The following is a 15,841-nucleotide window of genomic DNA, read 5'->3' as shown; positions in this document are numbered from 1 at the left end:
TATTGCCTTTGTTTCATTTTGACCAAAGCAAAGACCATACCCAATCTCAAACTCGATTTCTTTTTTCCCATATTCTTTTTCAACCGTTACTGGCATAAGCATTTCTGCTTCGGTTACCTTGATCTCCCCAATATAGAATGCATCGTCCTCATCCGCTAGATGGATGGGATGATCAATTGTCACTGGTAGCATTCCAACGCGGAGCTCACCAACCGTTGGATGTAAAGCACCATAGCCCCTAATGACCGCATAGGCTAATGAGGTTACCGCTCCAGTTTCTCCCCTCGTTAAAATTTGCAGTCGTTGGCTTCGACTCGATGGAAATTCAAGACTTTCGCGCGTGACATCATCTGGCTCTTGGTCATTGTTTTCACAAGGAGGAATTAAGCCTTCCTTACGTAAGTAATCGAGTACCTTTGGTAATTTTAGTTGTGCGTTCTCCTCACGATCCTGCCTGTTTTCTTGCTCGTACTTCCCCAGCCACTCCTGAATGCTGTGATCGGTTTCCTTCATTAATTTGAAATCAAGTAGACGGTGCGTATAATCAGTCGTTGCCCCAAGGATTTGCCCACCTGGAATGTCTTTGAAGCTTGCAGAAATTCTTCTTTCGATTTTCATTTCTTCAGACTCTATTACTCTTGAATAGTGCTTTCGTGGAACAGTTGAGCGAAATGCCCTTAATAAAAAAACCGCTTCTTCTGGATTCCCCTCTGCTTGCTTGATTGCCAGGGCTGCTAATGTCTCATCGTACAAGCTACTTTCAGACATTACCTGGTCGATTAACCCTCGCATTCCAGCTTTAATTTTTTCCACTTCAATCGTTAGTCCCTTTTGCGTTCTTTCATAAGTAAGGCGCTTAATGGATTCTTCAATCGCCTGGGTTCCACCTTTAACTGCTACATATCCCATTAGATAATCACCCTATTTTCGGTAATTTGTGTAGTTCGCGGCAACGATAATAGCTGATGCTCTTTATCAATAAACATCAAATCAACGCCTAGCGGATATTCTTTGTTTTTTTCTTGACTACATTTAATCCAGTCGTCCTGAGTGTCAATTTCGACTGACACGGTTGACTGAATACCAGGTCCTGTTAATAGTATAGATCCACCAAGCATTACCTTTTCCGCTTCTACGAAAATCGTCGCAGAGTGCTGAGGATTTTTTAACGTACCTGGCTTTGCCTTTTCGAGTACATCTTTTAGAGAGCTAGCCTTCGCGTCCTTTAATACGAATATATAATCAGCCTGATCGATATTAGCAGGCTTTGCATATGTGAATTGATTGATGATTGCAGAAATCGTTTCTTCATTTTCAGAAACTACGTTAAAAGTCACTTCTTGATCAAGTAGCGTTAATGCCGCTACAATTAGTGATGCTGTGCATTCTGTTTGAATGTCAGCCTCAAGGAGTTCCGCCTCTCTTTTCAGATTCGAAATAAGCCCTGGCCTTGAGGTGGAGTCGATCATTTTTCGGTACACTGCCTGAAGATCATGAACAATATCTAGCTTCACTATCTCAACCTCCTATATATCCATTGTTTCAAAATTTACTTTTGTTTTTAAAATGGAGTTGGTAGCAGCTGCTTGGTGCTTCTGAATGTTCTGCTCCTCCTGTAAAAGCCTATCGATCCAGTCTATTGTTTCCGGCAATCTTGCTACAAAAGCTGCGTCAATGATTGCAAGCTGATAAGCAAGCTCTGGCTGATCGCCCGCTACTATGCCAATTCCAATATTGTCATGAATCTGTACCTTGGACTCAGTTACAAATACCTCTCCAGGATAAAACAAGCTCTTCTTTGACGTTTCACGCATCTTTACCATAACCAAGCTATTTTCTGGCTCTTGAATCACGTTCACCTCATAGCGATTTAGAATAGACTTCGCGAAATCCTCTGCTAAATCGTGAGAGCCATTGATCAAAATTTCTGTTCTTCGTCTTCTCTTCATCTAAAGGCCACCACCTTTCTTTCATCTACACCTATTAATCTATCTTGTTGCCAAGTGAGTGAACGTTAAAGAAAGGTGAAGTTTGTTTTGTTATTGTAAAGAATGTTTGATTGCATAAAAAAAGGACCACCCTAGGGTGACCCTTACTAATTTCTATATCACATAAGTGAAACAATCACTTCTATAAATGATTTTAGAATACTCAAGCATCGTACCTGTCCTCTTATCTGCACACCCAGATTCAACGAGCAAAAGTGGCACTAAACTTGGACATTTTAATACATCCCGCTCCCGTTCATTTGGAAACATAACGCTTAATTGACTTCTGCCTGGCTTGAAATCTGAATAGCCCTGTTTGTGATAATATTGAAAAATGGAGGTGATCCCACTTCCATCCCGTTCAATATTTTCAAACACAGATTGGGCCAAGTATGAAGTGTGAACCGCAATCGGACAATCTTCAACAATCCGCAACCTGCTAATCTTATATACTGAATCTCCATTGCAAACTTGCAAAGCGTGATAAATGGAAGAATCATATTCTATTATTTCGCATGAAAGATTGATTGTTTTGTAATCATATTTCAGTTCTTTCATTTTTTCGCTAAAGCTAACATCTCCTGAAAGAATAAGTGGAATTTGCAGCTTTTGATTTTGAACATAGCTTCCTTTTCCTTGCTTTGAAAAAATATAACCAAGCTCCTGCAAGCGTTCATAAGCCTTTCGGACAACCATTCTTGGCACTTTATACTGGTCAGCTAGTTCATTCTCCGATGGAAGCTTGTCATTCGGCTTATAATATCCCTGACGAATATCCAATATCAGTTTGTCAACGAGTACTGTTTTTTCAAACATCTAGATTGCTCCTTTCAAAACGAAGAAATCTAGTTTAACTCCTTCATATGAATTAAACGATTAAGACTGCACCTCAGGAGTTAAACCTTGCTTTTTTACGCGCAATATCTCAACAAGCGATTCAGCACCAGGGCTTTTGCTTCCGAGTCGTACGGGCTTTTCCCCGTATGCCCCGTGAAAATCAGATCCACCTGTTTTGATAAGGTTATAGACGGCTGCAAGCATTTTTGCCCTTTCCTCATGCTCTTTATGATGTAGCGGATGCCACACTTCGATTCCCTGTAATCCCGCTTCAACTAATTCCGGAACCATCTCAAAATTTCCATACTGTCCCGGATGAGCTAGCACTGGCACTCCACCCGCATCACGAATAATTTGTATCGCCACTTTGGCATCTATATATTTCATCGGAATAAAAGCAATGCCAGGTTCCTCTCCATTTTGTCCCCGATTAAAAAGCTTTTTATAAAGAGAACCATAAATGGAGTCGGTATAGTTCGCTTCAATCAAGGCTTGCATGATATGTTGCTTGTACACGCCTGTTCCCCCCTCGGAAATTTCCAAGCAGCGTTCCCATGTAATATCATAGCCAGCAGCTATGATGCGCTCGACCATTTCCTTTGAAGCCAAATGTCTTTGTTCAATTAATGGCTGGCAAACAGACTCAATCGCTTCATGACCTGGTTCAATAAAATACCCCAATATATGTACACGTCTGCCATGTTCAAAATCATAGCCTGAAACCTCAATACCTGGAATGATTTCAATTCCATTGCTTTTTCCAACCTCTACTGCGTGCAGAAGTCCTTGAGTTGTATCATGATTTGTTATAGCTAAATGTGTAACATTCTCCTGTATCGCTAATGCAATGACTTCCTCAATCGAGAGTGGACAATCAGAAATATTGGTATGACAGTGAAGTTCTACCTTCATTTGAATCCCTCCTTACGCTTTTCTTTAGAATAACTTGATACTCTGTAAAATAGGTTAATAGAATGTAAATTTGTTTAAAAGTTAAGTAAAAGCTAACGACAAAAAAATAGCGCTAATCCTTATGGCTTGGACTAACGCTACTTTTGAAAATATTGATGGGCTCTTATGGCAAAAACCATATTGTTCCAATCAGATTATATTTTAGGTGCTTCCCTTCCTATCACAGCCCATTTTTCTTTCATTAATGAGCAGCATCTCACTATCTTTATTCATTTTTCCGTTAAGGAAAAGTAGGCTGTTTACGATATAACATTGATTCCACATCTCAAGCTTGATTCAACAGTGTTTCAAAGTCATCCCAAATTTCAAGGCAGACTTAACCAAATTTCTTTCTGACTGGTCAAGGAGAGATGCAATAAAACGGGAGAGTTGGTCAGACTGCTACTAATGCTACAAAAGTTTTTCCTTCGGTAAAAACTCTTTCTTTACTGGTTATTATTTTATGAAGGAACACAACGTTCACAATGTCCATGTGCATGTTGAACCAGTTGGAGATAAAAGGTTAATTTTGAATGGATTAAAATAATTTGAAAGCAACGCCTGTATGTAGACGTTGCTTTTCAAATTATTTAATGGCTGTTAGCTTTTCATTAGACGATTCCTTTGTACCTCCAAATTCGATACTATGATCACAAATTGCATCCACTTCATTGGTCTAAAATCGGAAATTGACCATATGTATCTTGTGATGAACATTAATTTTTGAAGTTATTTTACTTTAAAATTGTAAAAAGAAAGGTGGAAAAAACTTATGGAAATACCGGTGACAGGTTATATTGTCGAATCATCTAGATCAAATCAAGATGCCGAACATTCACATGTTTTGTATCTTACCTCATGGGATGGCAAACCTGTTCATAGGCATCATTTCTCGGGGGTAACATCTTTTAATGCTGGACATGAACATCGATATGCAGGAAGAACCGAACCAGCCCCAACTGGAGTACCTCATACACATCATTATTTTACGGTTACTTCCTTCAATGATGGGCATAAACATGAAATTAGAGGGGTCACAGGACCTGCTATCCCATTGCCTGAAGGAGGGCATTTTCACAAATTTCATGGAGTAACCACTGTAAACGGCTCTCATCCTCATTCACATAAATATAGCGGCAAAACAAGCCCTAGTGATTAAACAATCTTAATAATTTTTTGATGACTTTCACTACATTACAGTACTTTTATTCTAAAAAGATATCCCACCCAACTCCTCTACATTAGCTATTTTTACACTTCTTATACCCTACAATAATCTTAGGATATGTTTTCATAAAAAATACGAAGTCTTTATTGATCTGACCAAATAAAGTCTAGACAAATATTTTAGGCTGCTTTGAGGACCTGAGTTCGGTATTCTACCTTACTTAGGTCTTTTAATTTTCTCTTTATTTGATTGTGATTGTATTAGTATGGAAATATATATTTATTTGGAACCTTTTAATTTGCTAAACCTTTGTGAGAATCTGAAAAGTTCCAGTACTAGAATATTTAAGCTTAACCACACACCACCGAAGGCATAGCCAGCAACCACATCGCTTGGATATTGTTGCTTAAAGTAAATGCGACTTAATCCAATGAGAAGTAAAATTATAACAACAATTATAGAAGTAAATGTTTGCAGCCCAGATTTTTTAGAATGCCGAACCAATAGATAGGCAGAAAAACCAAATAAAATAAAAGCAGTTAACGTTTGTTCACTTGGAAAAGAGTATAAAAGATGATTCGTTAATGCAGAATGAACAGGTTGTAAATAGTGAAAAACACGCCTGATTCCTTCTTCGAATAATTCTCCTCCAATCACAACAATGAGTAAGAAAACAATTTCTATTTTTCGATCTTTAGCTTTTACCACTATCCATAAAAAAGTAAGAACTATTAAGGGAACTAATATAATTCTTGACGCAAGTAAACCAAATAACTTCATCCAATATGCCGATTGATCATTAAAAATTATTGAAACAAGGGTTATTACTATAGTATTAAACTGTTCAAATTCATTGTTTATGTAGTTTTCAATTAAACTGGCCATGAAAATAACAAAGACCAATAATAATACTGATGTGCTTACAATTAAAAGCCTTAGACGACGAAGAGATTGAAACCGTTGCTCCCCTCTCCCCAGCCCAGCGATTATTAGTTCTTTGATCTTTAGCTTATATTTTTTGAGAAGATAAATAATAACCAGAATGGCGATAGCAAAAACACTTCCGACAAAAAGGTATTTTTTTATCGAGGTATGGAATTGCTCCCATTGAGGACCTAGTAATTTTCCAAGTGTAATGAACGTCCCTGTCCAAATAAAAGCACCACTATAGGCATAAAGAATATATGTACGAAAAGGTATTTGAGTAATGCCTGAAAAATAGCCTGTAATATGACGAACTCCGGGTATGAAATAGGCAATAAGCAATAGCTTGTTACCATATTTTTTAAACCATTCAGATGTTTTTTCTAATCTGTCCGGTCCTAAATGAATTCGATGACCATGCTTATGAAAAAAAGGCGTTCCCAATTTGTTCCCTATCCAATAAGAAATAGTCATACCCGTACAGCTTCCCACACCAGCTATTACTATACTTATTATCCAACTCAATTTCCCTTGAAACACTAGAACACCTGCGTATCCCATTAAGAATTCTCCGGGTAACGGGATAGCAATAAGCTCTAACATGAGAGACAAAAATAGTACAGCATATCCATAATGTTCAATCAAGGCTGTTAAAAATTGCATAGTGGATTCCTCCTTTGTAAGTAGGGAAAGTTTTCATCCTCTATTATTTACTTAAGTATTACTTTTATAATTGATGGACTTGAATAAAGAAGCTGCTGATGCTTCAGCAGCTTCTTATGGAACTTTATGGTTAGAATTAACAGAAGGGGAAGGAGATGATTGATGATTATTTTATAAGAAACAGTATTATAGAATACACTCACCTTGGGCAACTTTCATTACTTTACCGCCTACAATGTCTGGAAGTCCAGTTGAAACCTCCTGGATCGGAAACCACTCATCGATGTACTCACTATCTATGTTTAAAACATCAGAAACTATTTTTGCATATAAAATTTGACCAAAAGTAGGTTCATTTTGTTTCATAATTTTCACTACTAGTCACCGCCCCCCATATTCATTTTTTTCAAACTTAATCCTTATCATCGAAAACAGTTTCTAGTACGGCAAACACCAATGCAATCAAGATCTCTGTTCTTACGGAAAGTGTAATACTGTTCATAAACTCATCCACTATAAATAGCACTAGAAACTTCGACATGCCTTCAAAACTGATACGAATAAAAAACAACTTTGCTTTTCCTGTTATATGTTGAACGGATAGCTTGAAAAATGCATTAAAGAACAGTTCTACAATAATACCTAAAATAATAAAACTGACAACAAAAACAACCAATGACCAACCAGATGTATACTGCACGCCAAGAGCTTTAAAAACCCCTGCAATTCCAAAGAAGTAAAACCCAAATAGAAAGCCGACCAACACAATAATTAGAAGTGCTATTCCGACTACTGTTCCCGTCTTATTTTTTATATTCAAATCACGAAATGAATCATTTTTATGTTCTGCCATCCGTCTGCTCCTTCTTCCGATATTCTAGTAACAGTAGACCAAGTTACTTTTATCCTAACATATTATTCCAAACGTACTATTAATATATTGTAAAGAAAAAAGACGACCATATTACTGATCGCCTTTTACCTATCGTACCTGTTACCGTATTAGATGCATGGTCATTCCTATGGAAAATTTCGTAAACCCTAATTCTTTATAATAGGGCTCTAAACTTTCTACACACATAAGTTGAGGTATCACTTTGTTTTGCTCACAATGTTTTACCATTCGGTTTACGATTTCTTTACCAATTCCTTTGGATTGATAATGTGGTAGAACACCCACGCCACATATGATCCCCGTAATAACGCCATCAGAGATGACGCGTCCGATCCCAACCAATTGTTGCCCATCAAAAGCATATACGGCATACCAACTTTGTTTACACATTCTTTCTAAATCATTTGCACTTAATTTTAAAGAATTCCATCCCAATGCTCCATATAAACTTATTAATTCCTCAAAATTTTCTGGGGGCTGTATTGTATAATCAATCTTTATTTCCACATAAGCACCTCCTATTTTGAAAACAAACGTGAACTTTTTTATGCCCCAAATTTGAGCATACTTGAAATCCTTGTTTCTGTTTTGTTTTGGATTCGTCTCCAATTTTCAAGATGTTTATAGATACATAGCAACGTTAAGACGAAAGTAATAAGGATTGCATACATTGGGTAACCAAATAAATAGGTAAGAAATACCCAGGCTAGATACATCATTAGGACACCGATTGGAAGATAATCGCTAATAAGTGAAAAAATAATTAGAAGTGCTAACCCGATTAATCCGACCTTCCAATCGATAGCGAATGCAACTCCTATCATTGAAGCTGTCCCTTTTCCTCCATTAAATTTCATCGTTACAGGAAAAATATGACCAATAATGACAAAAGCTCCATTTAAAAATATGAGAAAATAAAATGTACGATCATCTAGAGAATAGCTGCCTAACCAATTTTTCATAAGTAAAACCGGTACTACACCCTTTCCTATGTCAATTAAGGCTACGATTATTCCATACTTCCACCCTAAAACAATCGTGGTGTTAGAAGCACCTGCATTTTTAACACCACTTTCCTTAATGTTAACCCTCTTAAGCTTGCCAACAATGGTCGAACCATGGATGCAACCAAATATATACCCAACGACGATACTTACTAGACTTAACATACGTCACCTTTTCTTCATTTTTTTTCGAATTCTTCATCCGCAAACCTTAATACATCCCCAAAAATGATATTGTCCGATAGTGTTAGCTCTTGTCTCACCACATCCAAATAAGGTTCACATTTCTGAGGGTCTACATCTTCCCCGTCTTGTTTTCCATAGCAACTATTATTCTTATATATATAATCTTTTGAAATAAAACTACCATCTCGGAAAACAACTGGATGGTCGCTATCCCTTGTGAAAAGATTGTGGCCGAACGAGTAACGGTCATCAATCTTAATTCCAAGAAGATGAAGAAGAGTCGGACGTATGTCAATTTCCCCGCCTTGTGTGGTGATGGTTTCCCCTTCCTGGCCAGGAACATGGATAATCAGCGGTATTTGTTGATGTTTTACTTGATTGATAAGGGTATCCTCTTCATCTAGTAACTCATTCAAACCTTCATGATATTTTTCGGAAATACCATAGTGGTCGCCGACTAGAACAAACACTGTATCTTCATACATACCTTCTTCTTTTAACTTTTCAAAAAATGCTTCAATCGATTTGTCCAAGTAACGAACGGTCGTGACATAACGATTCACAACATCTTCCTTTGTATCTGCCGGGTCGATAAACATGTCTTCCTCGTTTAATAAAAAAGGAAAATGATTCGTTAGCGTAAGGAATTTCGCATAATACGGCTCTGGTAAACTCTTTAAATAGTCGACTGACTGTATAAAAAATGGAATATCCTTTAATCCATAGTTGACCGAGTTCTCTTCCGTTACTGAGTAATCATCCTTAGAAAAAAATTGATCATAGCCAAGGGCTTTGTACATGACATCTCGATTCCAAAACGTGCTTACATTCCCATGAAAGGTTGCAGAATAATAATGATCTTGTTCTCTTAATATATGAGGCAGGCTAAAATAGGTATTTTCGGGTCTTCTTACATAAACAGAGCCGCTTGCTAATGGATAAAGACTTGTATCGATCATGAATTCTGCATCTGATGTTTTTCCCTGTGCTGTTTGATCATAGATTTGATTAAAATAAAAACTATCTTTAATTAATTCATTTAGGAATGGTGTCACTTCTTCCCCATTAACTTTTTGATTGATCACAAAGTCCTGGGTCGATTCCAACGTGATTAAGACAATGTTTTTTCCTTTTGCAATCCCGAATAACTCCGTTCGCCCGGAATCCTTACGTTGTAAATGCTCCTCCAATGCAACGGCATCTGCCTCTGTAATAAGAAATAGTTCTAGAGGTGCCTTGAGACCTAGAGCAATATCATACAAATGGTAATTGAGCGGACCCAATGATTTCACCATTTGCTCCCTGTCATAGGATTCTGAAAAAAGATGAACCGATTTTATCAAACCAAAACAAATGGTTAACACGACAAGTCCCGAAGCAGTTGCAAGATATTTTCTTTTCGTTTGTTTTTGTACGGTAAGGTTGGATTTTGTCTTTAAAAGTAGCCATCCTACTATAAATAAATCAATAAATAAAAAGGCATCCCAAGTACTCATCAGCTCAACTGTACTGGCACTCAAACCACCAACATTATCAAACTGAAAAAGAATCGGTATCGTCACAAAATCAATATAAAAACGATAATAGAGAAGATCCCCAAAAAGAACACCTGTCCCAAATAATAATAGGCCAAACAATACTAATCTATTTGTTTTTTCACCAAAATAAAAACTGAAACCCATTACGAATAATAGGGATCCAATAGAACTCGTCAGGATTAACACAACATCAAAAATGGATTGGATGCTAAGATTGAAGCCGACAAAACAAACAATCACCGTCTTTAACCAGAGAATACTAGTTACGATGAAGGTAAGGTTTAAACCTGTTATGTTTTTAAATCGATTTATGTTCAACATTGAAGTAAGCCCTCTCAAAAATAGTATCAAATAACTTTACACATGGGGTGTTTATTAACCTATCCGCCTTTTAGCATAAAACCTTTACAGCTTAATACTAACATAATATTCCAATTGGTTAACAAAAACTTTTTTTAGGTAGGAAAAAGGCATCTTGGAATAATTCCATTCAGATGCCCTCGTCATTTTCTAAGTTATTAATAATTTAATCTCTTTTATTTGTTCTATGTGACGAAGTTCATGTAAATATATCTGTTCAATCCATTGATCTAGTGGTAATTCACCAAAGGCAGGATGCTTGATGGATTTTTCCGCCAATATTGATTTATCTTCGATTGTATGTAGAAACGTCCATAATTTATTTCTTGAATCATTTAAACTATCTATGATTGTCTGAATTTCAAATGGGTCCACACCTGGGTCAACGATCTTTGGATGATTCAACTTTTTCGTTCGATCTAATAAAAGATGAATGTTTTTACGTTCTTGTTTTGCATCCTTTTCCTTTAATCCCCATTCAATTGCCTTTATTGTCGCCTGCTCCACTAAAATTAAATGATGGCAAACTTGAGCTATACTCCACTTATTCAAACCAGGGCTCTCATTAAATTGAATATCATTTAATGACGTAATCTCCATTATTAAGTTATTTCTTGTTTCATCCAAATTGTCATTTATTAAATTACTCATGACATTCTCCTCCACGAGAAAGTAAATTCCTAGGTTCCTATTCTGTATATATTCTTTAATGAGCAAAGTATTCTTTGAGTTTTTTAATAAAATTCATGTCCTCATTCACAAAAAAAGCAGCATTCAATCGAATGCCGCCTAACTTATTGATCGTCTAGCTCTTGATTCAACTGTCATATTCGATTTAAAAAAGATCTTCATCATCGGAGGCGTAACCACTGTTGTTACAATAACAACCACAATCATTGTTGCGTACAAGTCTGGAGTTATTAGATTTGATGCGATTCCCATTGATGCAACAATTAAGGCAACTTCGCCACGGGAAACCATAGCAGAGCCGATTCCCATCGAGCTATTCCAATTAAATCCAGATAGTTTAGCACCCGCTCCTGCCCCAATAAATTTGGTTAAAATCGCGAAGATACTTAGTGCAATAATCAAACCTAAATTATCAAGAATTCCAGTAAATACAGCTGAAATGCCAATGTAAGCAAAGAATACCGGAACAAATATGGAATAACTGATCGATTCAACTTTTTCAAAAACGACCTGTTTGAAATTGGTTAAGCCTATCGCAATACCCGCGATATAGGCTCCAATAATATTTGCAACGCCTGTATACTCAGCTACATATGCATAAACAAAACAAATAATTAATGAAGCTGAAATGACCGCCTCACTCACTGGTAATTTTGTAAGTTTATTCATGAGCCAAGGAACTACTTTCCAAGCAACTAAAATAGCAAATACAAAGAACAATGCTTTCTTAATAACCAATGCTGTTAATGATACATCTCCACCAGCAAAGCTCATTAAGAATGCTAAAATAATCATGACCACAACATCATCCAGAACGGCAGCGCCAAGGATCGTCGTTCCTTCAGGTGTCTTTAAGTGATTCATTTCTTTAAGGGCCTGAACGGAGATACTTACACTGGTCGCGGAAAACATGACGCCCAAAAACCAAGATTGCAAGTCTGATAAGCCCATCATTACCCCTACAAAGTATCCTAAAAATAATGGCACAATAATACCGCCAAAACCTACAAAGGTTGATGATTTACCAGATCGTTTAAATTCACCCAAGTCCGTTTCCAAACCAGCGATAAACATTAACAAAATAACACCAATTGTACTAAATGTGGCTAAGGTATCTGTTGCTTCGATTAATCCCAAAACAGATGGCCCTAGTAAAACCCCTACAATGATTTCCCCTAAGACAGAAGGTTGACCGAGTCTTACACTTAGTGCGCCTGCAAGTTTAGCAGCAATAATAATTAAAGCTAATTGAAGAATGAACATACATTTCCACCTTTCAAATATTTTAATTTCCTAAAAATGCAAAAAGAGCCTGTTACCAAAGGACATAGATATCCCTTGGTGACAGACTCCTCCAAGTACAAACTCATATTTAGGTTATTACTAGCATTCTAACATATGTAAGCAAAGAGATAAAGAGGGGAATTACACTTTCACCTAAATACATCTTTCGTTTTATGCCATTTAACAAAAATGACTACCCTATTAAGGTAGTCGTTTCGATGCCAAAACAAATTATTTTCTTTCCATCACTGCAAAGTAATTTTCTTCGTTATCTGCAAAGTTAAATACCTTACCTGAAGGCATGTTAACAATTTCTCCGACAGTCACGTTTTTGTTTTTTAAGTCGCTATATAATTGATCGAGGTTCTCCGTGAAAAACATTAAAGAAGGTGTGCCAAGATTTAATCCAGGCGACATTTTTTCAACGAACTCCTTGTTGTGCAGAATAATGCTTGTTTCCACACCCTTTTTTGGAGCGATTTCAATCCATCTCATTTGACCATTATCTTCTTCTGCAATAACCGTAAAGCCTAATTTTTCTGTCCAAAAATTCACGGTCTCATCTTGATTATTGACATACAACATAATTTGACCTACTTGACTAAACATAGTTTTTACATCCCTTCTGGTAATTACGTCTACCCATTAAATTTTCCCTATTGTTAATAGTTCTAAACTTATTGTACATGTTGGCCTGTGATCTTGAAATAATTTTTATTACCAAGCCCGCACATTGACCTTAATAAGTGATACGCAATCCTTTGTTATGTATGAATCCCGCTTGTATGTAATGAATTAGTTAAGGTAATAAATTCTTCTGCATCTTTAGCACATGTTTCTAATCCTTTCTTCCAAAATTCTTCTGAAGTGATGTCCTCCTCTAAATGCTTCATCACTAAATCTTCTGTGGACATACTTCCTGAGTCTCGAAGCAATTCTAAATATTGCTTTTCAAATTCTTTCCCTTTTTCTTTTGCTTTTGCATACAGACATAATGAGAATAAGTATCCAAAAGTATATGGAAAGTTATAGAATGGTGAGCTGGTAATATAAAAATGTGGTGTCCAAACCCACGAATGTAAAGAAGCATTTTCAAATGAACAATCATAAGCCTCATCTATGGCTTGCTGCATCATTTCATTTAAACGAGCAGGAGATACCATTCCTTCTTTACGTTCTTCATAAAATCTTTTTTCGAACAGGAACCTTGAGTGAATATTCATAAAATTCATGACACTACGTTTTAATTTTTCGTCAAGGATAGCTATTTTTTCCTCAGGTGTTTCCGCCTTTTCTAATGCAGCATCTAACATGATTTGTTCAGAGAATGTTGAAGCTGTTTCGGCAATGCTTAAAGGATACTTTCTATGTAATCCATCAACATTTTTCATCGCATAATTATGAAAAGCGTGTCCTAACTCGTGCGCTAAAGTTAATACACTCGTAATTCTCCCACCGTATGTCATAAAAATTCTTGATTCTTCAGATAGTGGGAACCCAGCGCAAAATGCAATACTCGATTTATTTGAGCGATCTTCAGCTTCTACCCATCCGTTATCAAATACATGTTGGGTAAAACTTTCTAATTCATTTCCAAAATGACTAAATTGCTCCAAAATAAAGGGTACTGCATCTTCATATTCGATCTCTTGATTACTCTTTGCAATAGGTGCCCAAAAGTTATAAGACTGCATTTTTTTATCGCCATTCATTTCTGCCTTTCGATTAAGATATTGAATAAAGGGCTGTTTATATTTACTTACAGCTGTCCACATTGCATTCAGTGTGTCTTCTTCTAAACGGTTCTCCAATAAAGGTTCTGCTAGGACATCATTTAGACCTCTTTTTTGATACACCTGTAAACGAAAACCTGCAATATGATTTAATATTTGTGCAAAAAGGTCTTCTCTTTCTTTCCATATATCCTCTAATGCATAATGAGCTTTTTTACGTACCTGTTCGTTTGGATGTGAACGCAAATTTATCGTTTGCCCAACTGACAACTCCTTTGTTTCGGAGTCAATATCTATCTTTACCTTTATACCACTTAAAAGTGAATTGTAAAATTGCCCCCACGCATGAAAACCATCGACCATCAAGTCTGAAATAATCTTTTCTTCTGCCGACGAAAGAAACATTTCTGATTTCTTCCGCCATTCAGTAAGTATATACCTGTTGTTTTTTAAAGCCTCCTCTTCTAACATGGTATCCCACACACGTTGATCAAGACCTAAAAGAACACTTTGAAACTTTTTTATTGCAGAATCAAAACGAGCATTTATTGAGGATGTTTGCTCTCGTAGTTTCATAGCATCCTGGTCTTTCGGGTCTTGTGCCAAAAGACAGGTAATAAAAGAATTTGCTTGAGATTGGTTTACCCTAATGTTCCCTGTGTACTTTAGTATGGATTCAATTTTATATGCTTCATTTATGTCTTGTAGATTACCGAGATTATCCAATTCTTCCTCTAGCTCATTTATCTTAATCTCAAGTTGTTTTAGATGATCAAGAATTTTAGATGATTCGCTTGTATCTGGAAACAAATTATCTAAATTCCAAACCATTGAAAATCTTCGTTTACTCATTTTACATCTCCCCAATTATTAAAAAGAAAACACGAAAGCTTATTCCTTTTTCAGTGTACCAGAATCATCCTGACCTAAATAAATGGTCTCCATTTCTTCTTCGACAATTTGATTCTGTACCTTTTTAACAAAATAAGACTTTGCCTTTGGTCTGGAACTCACCGATTTAGTTAGGGTTTTATTTACGAAATGAAGGGCCACGCCATCATCGACACCAAAACCTTCTTTTATTTTTCCTTCTAAAATTAATTGATGATATGAAGGTCTCCTTTTATTCTCACCATCATAATGGGGGCAATTGCTTCCCTTTAGTAAGCCTAAACAACCTAGTTTATATAATGGTGCATTTAGCGGATCCGTTAAGCCTTCTTCGAACCAACAAATCGAGCCAGCACTAAGACCAGCAAGGATAATCCCTTTTTCATACGCTTTTTGCAGGATGGCATTCAATCCCCATTCCTTCCACAATAAAAGCATATTTCTGGTGTTTCCCCCACCAACATAAATAATATCCTGCTCTAATATGTAGGTTTCCAAATCCTTAAAATTAGGTTCAAACAAGGATAGGTGGGTGGGTTGACAAGGAAGCGTGGTATAAGCCTTATAAAATCGTTCAATATAATTTGTTTGGTCCCCACTGGCAGTCGGAACAAAACATACTTTTGGTGACTCTTTGTTCACTTGAGCTAAAATGTATTGATCAAGTAAAAGGTTATCTGGTTCCATCGAAAAACCGCCACCGCCCATGGCAATGATCTGTCTCATTTC

Annotated in this window: 16 protein-coding genes and 2 pseudogenes; 1 reads left to right on the top strand and 17 read right to left on the bottom strand. The window is 36.5% G+C overall.

Translation table 11 applies throughout. From position 1 onward, the window contains the following. The 6 genes and pseudogenes from V7147_RS13365 to V7147_RS13340 all read right to left on the bottom strand — a co-directional run. On the bottom strand, positions 1-909 hold a 909-nt coding region (locus V7147_RS13365; RefSeq protein WP_335368348.1), incomplete at its 3' end, for a carbon-phosphorus lyase complex subunit PhnI. Then, the gene (gene phnH, locus V7147_RS13360; protein ID WP_335368347.1) at positions 909-1,514 is read right to left on the bottom strand and encodes a phosphonate C-P lyase system protein PhnH; all 606 of its coding nucleotides are present in this window, start codon (positions 1,512-1,514) and stop codon (positions 909-911) included. The genes phnH and V7147_RS13365, both read right to left, overlap by 1 nt. 12 nt (positions 1,515-1,526) lie before the next feature. Then, positions 1,527-1,949, bottom strand: a complete 423-nt coding sequence (gene phnG, locus V7147_RS13355) for a phosphonate C-P lyase system protein PhnG (protein ID WP_335368346.1) — start codon at positions 1,947-1,949, stop codon at positions 1,527-1,529. 153 nt (positions 1,950-2,102) lie between these two features. Next, positions 2,103-2,804 carry a GntR family transcriptional regulator gene (locus V7147_RS13350; RefSeq protein WP_335368345.1) on the bottom strand — a complete coding sequence of 234 codons (702 nt, stop codon included), beginning with the start codon at positions 2,802-2,804 and terminating at the stop codon, positions 2,103-2,105. 60 nt (positions 2,805-2,864) lie between these two features. Then, a complete protein-coding gene (locus V7147_RS13345; RefSeq protein WP_335368344.1) occupies positions 2,865-3,737 on the bottom strand; it encodes a PHP domain-containing protein in 873 nt (290 codons plus the stop codon). Positions 3,738-3,971: 234 nt separating this feature from the next. After that, positions 3,972-4,163, bottom strand: a pseudogene (locus V7147_RS13340) (DUF2935 domain-containing protein); the annotation flags it as partial. Positions 4,164-4,548: 385 nt separating this feature from the next. On the opposite strand from V7147_RS13340, the gene V7147_RS13335 reads away from it, so the two are divergent. Further along, positions 4,549-4,935: a YmaF family protein gene (locus V7147_RS13335; protein WP_335368343.1), complete on the top strand. Its 387-nt coding sequence runs from the start codon at positions 4,549-4,551 to the stop codon at positions 4,933-4,935. 288 nt (positions 4,936-5,223) lie between these two features. Here V7147_RS13335 and V7147_RS13330 read toward each other — a convergent pair whose 3' ends face one another. From V7147_RS13330 to V7147_RS13280, 11 genes and pseudogenes are all read right to left on the bottom strand, one after another. Continuing rightward, positions 5,224-6,531 (bottom strand): VTT domain-containing protein, encoded by a 1,308-nt coding sequence (locus tag V7147_RS13330; RefSeq protein ID WP_335368342.1) that lies wholly within the window; start codon positions 6,529-6,531, stop codon positions 5,224-5,226. A gap of 231 nt (positions 6,532-6,762) precedes the next feature. Next, positions 6,763-6,897, bottom strand: a pseudogene (locus tag V7147_RS13325) (phenazine biosynthesis protein); the annotation flags it as partial. Positions 6,898-6,943: 46 nt separating this feature from the next. After that, entirely contained in the window at positions 6,944-7,384 is a 441-nt protein-coding gene (locus V7147_RS13320) for a YrvL family regulatory protein (RefSeq protein ID WP_335368341.1), read from the bottom strand. 141 nt (positions 7,385-7,525) lie between these two features. Further along, positions 7,526-7,933 (bottom strand): GNAT family N-acetyltransferase, encoded by a 408-nt coding sequence (locus V7147_RS13315; RefSeq protein ID WP_335368340.1) that lies wholly within the window; start codon positions 7,931-7,933, stop codon positions 7,526-7,528. 38 nt (positions 7,934-7,971) lie between these two features. Continuing rightward, positions 7,972-8,595, bottom strand: coding sequence for a glycerol-3-phosphate acyltransferase (locus V7147_RS13310; protein ID WP_335368339.1), 624 nt, complete (start codon positions 8,593-8,595; stop codon positions 7,972-7,974). Between the two features lie 14 nt (positions 8,596-8,609). Beyond that, positions 8,610-10,475: an LTA synthase family protein gene (locus tag V7147_RS13305; protein ID WP_335368338.1), complete on the bottom strand. Its 1,866-nt coding sequence runs from the start codon at positions 10,473-10,475 to the stop codon at positions 8,610-8,612. 189 nt (positions 10,476-10,664) lie between these two features. After that, positions 10,665-11,165 carry a DinB family protein gene (locus V7147_RS13300; RefSeq protein WP_335368337.1) on the bottom strand — a complete coding sequence of 167 codons (501 nt, stop codon included), beginning with the start codon at positions 11,163-11,165 and terminating at the stop codon, positions 10,665-10,667. A gap of 138 nt (positions 11,166-11,303) precedes the next feature. Further along, positions 11,304-12,467: a cation:proton antiporter gene (locus V7147_RS13295; protein WP_335368336.1), complete on the bottom strand. Its 1,164-nt coding sequence runs from the start codon at positions 12,465-12,467 to the stop codon at positions 11,304-11,306. A 252-nt stretch (positions 12,468-12,719) separates the two neighbouring features. Next, complete coding sequence (locus tag V7147_RS13290; RefSeq protein ID WP_335368335.1) at positions 12,720-13,097, bottom strand: VOC family protein; 378 nt, start codon at positions 13,095-13,097, stop codon at positions 12,720-12,722. A 155-nt stretch (positions 13,098-13,252) separates the two neighbouring features. Beyond that, positions 13,253-15,073, bottom strand: coding sequence for a M3 family oligoendopeptidase (locus tag V7147_RS13285; protein ID WP_335368334.1), 1,821 nt, complete (start codon positions 15,071-15,073; stop codon positions 13,253-13,255). 39 nt (positions 15,074-15,112) lie between these two features. After that, positions 15,113-15,838, bottom strand: coding sequence for a peptidase E (locus tag V7147_RS13280; protein ID WP_335368333.1), 726 nt, complete (start codon positions 15,836-15,838; stop codon positions 15,113-15,115). Positions 15,839-15,841: the final 3 nt, after the last annotated feature.

Origin of the sequence: Bacillus sp. JJ1521 (assembly GCF_036965165.1) — a bacterium.
Classification (GTDB): Bacteria; Bacillota; Bacilli; order Bacillales; family Bacillaceae_L; genus Ferdinandcohnia.
This window is presented reverse-complemented; position numbering and strand designations above follow the sequence as displayed.

Coding starts and splice junctions, on each gene's coding strand:
- V7147_RS13330 (WP_335368342.1), bottom strand. CDS start 6,531: ATGCAATTTTTAACAGCCTTGATTGAACATTATGGATATGCTGTACTA.
- V7147_RS13345 (WP_335368344.1), bottom strand. CDS start 3,737: ATGAAGGTAGAACTTCACTGTCATACCAATATTTCTGATTGTCCACTC.
- V7147_RS13310 (WP_335368339.1), bottom strand. CDS start 8,595: ATGTTAAGTCTAGTAAGTATCGTCGTTGGGTATATATTTGGTTGCATC.
- V7147_RS13320 (WP_335368341.1), bottom strand. CDS start 7,384: ATGGCAGAACATAAAAATGATTCATTTCGTGATTTGAATATAAAAAAT.
- V7147_RS13295 (WP_335368336.1), bottom strand. CDS start 12,467: ATGTTCATTCTTCAATTAGCTTTAATTATTATTGCTGCTAAACTTGCA.
- phnG (WP_335368346.1), bottom strand. CDS start 1,949: ATGAAGAGAAGACGAAGAACAGAAATTTTGATCAATGGCTCTCACGAT.
- V7147_RS13305 (WP_335368338.1), bottom strand. CDS start 10,475: ATGTTGAACATAAATCGATTTAAAAACATAACAGGTTTAAACCTTACC.
- V7147_RS13290 (WP_335368335.1), bottom strand. CDS start 13,097: ATGTTTAGTCAAGTAGGTCAAATTATGTTGTATGTCAATAATCAAGAT.
- V7147_RS13285 (WP_335368334.1), bottom strand. CDS start 15,073: ATGAGTAAACGAAGATTTTCAATGGTTTGGAATTTAGATAATTTGTTT.
- V7147_RS13280 (WP_335368333.1), bottom strand. CDS start 15,838: ATGAGACAGATCATTGCCATGGGCGGTGGCGGTTTTTCGATGGAACCA.
- V7147_RS13335 (WP_335368343.1), top strand. CDS start 4,549: ATGGAAATACCGGTGACAGGTTATATTGTCGAATCATCTAGATCAAAT.
- V7147_RS13300 (WP_335368337.1), bottom strand. CDS start 11,165: ATGAGTAATTTAATAAATGACAATTTGGATGAAACAAGAAATAACTTA.
- V7147_RS13350 (WP_335368345.1), bottom strand. CDS start 2,804: ATGTTTGAAAAAACAGTACTCGTTGACAAACTGATATTGGATATTCGT.